Origin of the sequence: Planktothrix sp. FACHB-1355 (genome assembly GCF_014748295.1) — a bacterium.
Classification (GTDB): Bacteria; Cyanobacteriota; Cyanobacteriia; order Cyanobacteriales; family Aerosakkonemataceae; genus Aerosakkonema; species Aerosakkonema funiforme_A.
Window position 1 is genome coordinate 1 of sequence record NZ_JACJUP010001092.1, and the last position, 2,377, is coordinate 2,377.

General features: G+C 46.3%; 3 protein-coding genes and 2 pseudogenes. 3 read left to right on the top strand and 2 right to left on the bottom strand.

All coding sequences use genetic code 11. The features are described 5' to 3' along the window. Positions 1-298 (top strand): annotated as a pseudogene (locus H6S82_RS29350) (hypothetical protein); the annotation flags it as partial. A 53-nt stretch (positions 299-351) separates the two neighbouring features. Here H6S82_RS29350 and H6S82_RS34210 read toward each other — a convergent pair. Further along, positions 352-486 (bottom strand): hypothetical protein, encoded by a 135-nt coding sequence (locus H6S82_RS34210; protein ID WP_255512152.1) that lies wholly within the window; start codon positions 484-486, stop codon positions 352-354. 74 nt (positions 487-560) lie between these two features. On the opposite strand from H6S82_RS34210, the gene H6S82_RS29355 reads away from it, so the two are divergent. Both H6S82_RS29355 and H6S82_RS29360 read left to right on the top strand, forming a co-directional pair. Next, complete coding sequence (locus H6S82_RS29355) at positions 561-854, top strand: hypothetical protein (protein ID WP_190460989.1); 294 nt, start codon at positions 561-563, stop codon at positions 852-854. 32 nt (positions 855-886) lie between these two features. Continuing rightward, positions 887-1,141 (top strand): annotated as a pseudogene (locus tag H6S82_RS29360) (type II toxin-antitoxin system RelE/ParE family toxin); the annotation flags it as partial. Between the two features lie 89 nt (positions 1,142-1,230). Here the strand turns inward: H6S82_RS29360 and H6S82_RS29365 are convergent. Further along, positions 1,231-2,377, bottom strand: a 1,147-nt coding sequence (locus H6S82_RS29365; protein ID WP_191057188.1) for an AtzE family amidohydrolase, incomplete at its 5' end; no start/stop codon positions are given.

Sequence of the window (2,377 nt, forward strand, 5' to 3'; positions counted from 1 at the left end):
TGGTAATCGACCTGTATTGGTCAAAATTAAATCCACAGGCGGCGGTGGGCGAAATATGTTTGGTGTTAAACCAGATGGCGGCTCAGTTTCTGGATATAACTATCGATTGGGTTCGCAGTTCGTACAAGTCAAGAATATGAGCTACAACGGTAGTTTGCAAGTTGACAACGGTTCGGGGGTTGTCTACCGGATTGCAGGTGTGGGTGGTGGTGGATACAATATGTTTGCGCTCGTCAACGAAACAACTTGTCAGAGTTTACCAAATTATAACTACTTTATGGGTTGCAGCTACTATTAATAGCACGGCGATCGTTCTCCCACTTACTCTACCAACACAGGAGGCGATCGCTTTTATAGAGCGGTCAAATAACACTCGTAGGCGATCGCTTCTTTAATTAGATGAAACGAGTTTGAGCAATTATCTGTGGGATGAGAATGCCAAAAACTATCCTGTCCGACATAGGTTTGGAGTTTAATACCGTTCATCGGCTGGTTATCGAATTAATTGTAAGCTGGCTTTGCTTCCAGTATAATAAGAGAACAAGTTAAAAATTCGGATTATGAGCCAAACTACTGCTTCAATCAACGCTAAATTGATTGACTCTCTCGCTCAAATTATCCTTTCTCTTACAGACGAAGAGCGGCGAATTTTAGCGCAAAAAGTTCAGTATCCATCCTTGTCTGGTGAGGAACTTCAAAATCAAAGAGAAGCTTTACAGCGTGACATCGCAATAGGTATGGAACAACTTAAGAATGGAGAGTACGCTGAGTACGATGATTCTACACTACCTAATTTGCTTGAAACCATCAAGATGCGGGGCAAGCAGCGGCTCGATCGGGAGCAATCCCAGTGAACCGGTACCGTTTGTCATAGCAAGCAGAGCAAGACTTAGAAGATATTTGGGTTTACCTGAAACAGCAAGATGAACTCTTAGCTGACAAACAGATTGCCCAAATTTTGGATCGACTTCCCATGTTGTCTCAGTTTCCTAAAATAGGTAACCAACGCGACGATCTGGTGGCAGGACTCAGGAGTTTTCCTGTTAAGCCATACATTATCTTTTACAATAAAATTGCAGATGGTATTGAAGTTGTCAGAGTTTTACACCAAGCCAGAGACATTGATAACTTGTTTCCATAATTGAACTATGAAGGCGATCGCTTTTAGAAACCGGGTTTCTTGTTTATAGCTAAATCTGAAAGCCTCTCATTTCTATGGTATTTCATCAATTATCTTTGTATTACTGGCGCACTCACAATTCCTTGCGCTTCCAAAAATGCCGCTACTCTTAAAACTAACGCTTCGTTGTAAGGTGCGGCAATAATTTGCACCCCCAAAGGCATATTGCCTTCGCGCTGAATGGGAACAGAAATAATAGGTAAACCGATAAATGATAAAGGTTGGGTAAATCTACCCAAATTGGGACGAACTAACATTTCTTCCCCGGCAATTACCATTTTTTCTTGTCCGATGGGAGGCGCAATGCAGGGTGTTGCGGGGGCGAGAATTATATCGACATTTTCAAAGATTTCCCGAACGCGATCGCGATACCACTGCCTAAACCGCTGTGCTTGAATATACCAGCTTGCCGGAATTAACGCACCTGCCAAAAACCGATCGCGTGTTGCCGGATCGAAATCGTTCGGGCGCGATCGCAAATCTTTCAAGTGTAAATTAGCACCTTCACTAGCTGTGATTACAAAAGCTGCTGCCCTTGCTCTCTCTGCTTCCGGTATCGTCACCCTATCTTTTACACCCAAAGCACTGGCAACTTTTGCTACTGCCTCTAACGCTTCCGGTTCCGCACCCCTGGCAAAATAATCATCTGCCACAGCAATTCGCAAATTCTCAATCCCCAGATTTAGCTGCGGCAAACAGCGTTCTGGCGGACGAGTTGTGCAAACCGGATCTGCCGGATCTGCGCCTTGAAGCACATCAAAAACTGCGGCAAGATCGCGCACCGACCGAGCAAACGGCCCAATATGGTCGAAACTGCCCGCAAATAATGCCGATCCCGCTCTTGACAAACGACCGTAAGTAGGCTTTAAACCGAAGATGCCGCAAAAAGCTGCGGGTACGCGAATGGAACCGTTGGTATCGGAACCGAGACTGATGGCCACTAAACCAGCCGCAACCGCAGCAGCAGAACCGCCAGAGGAACCGCCAGCGACTCGGTTGAAATCGTGGGGGTTGTGGGTAGCGCCGTAATGGCTGTTTTCGGTCACAAAACCGTAGGCGTACTCATCCATATTAGTAGCGCCCACCAGTACCGCACCGGCTTGTCTGAGTCTGGCGACGGCGGTAGCATCGCAGGTAGCAGGGGGTTTTGCGGCGTTAATTTTTGACCCTGCCAGAGTAGTTATACCGGCGATATCC

Coding starts and splice junctions, on each gene's coding strand:
- H6S82_RS34210 (WP_255512152.1), bottom strand. CDS start 486: ATGAACGGTATTAAACTCCAAACCTATGTCGGACAGGATAGTTTTTGG.
- H6S82_RS29355 (WP_190460989.1), top strand. CDS start 561: ATGAGCCAAACTACTGCTTCAATCAACGCTAAATTGATTGACTCTCTC.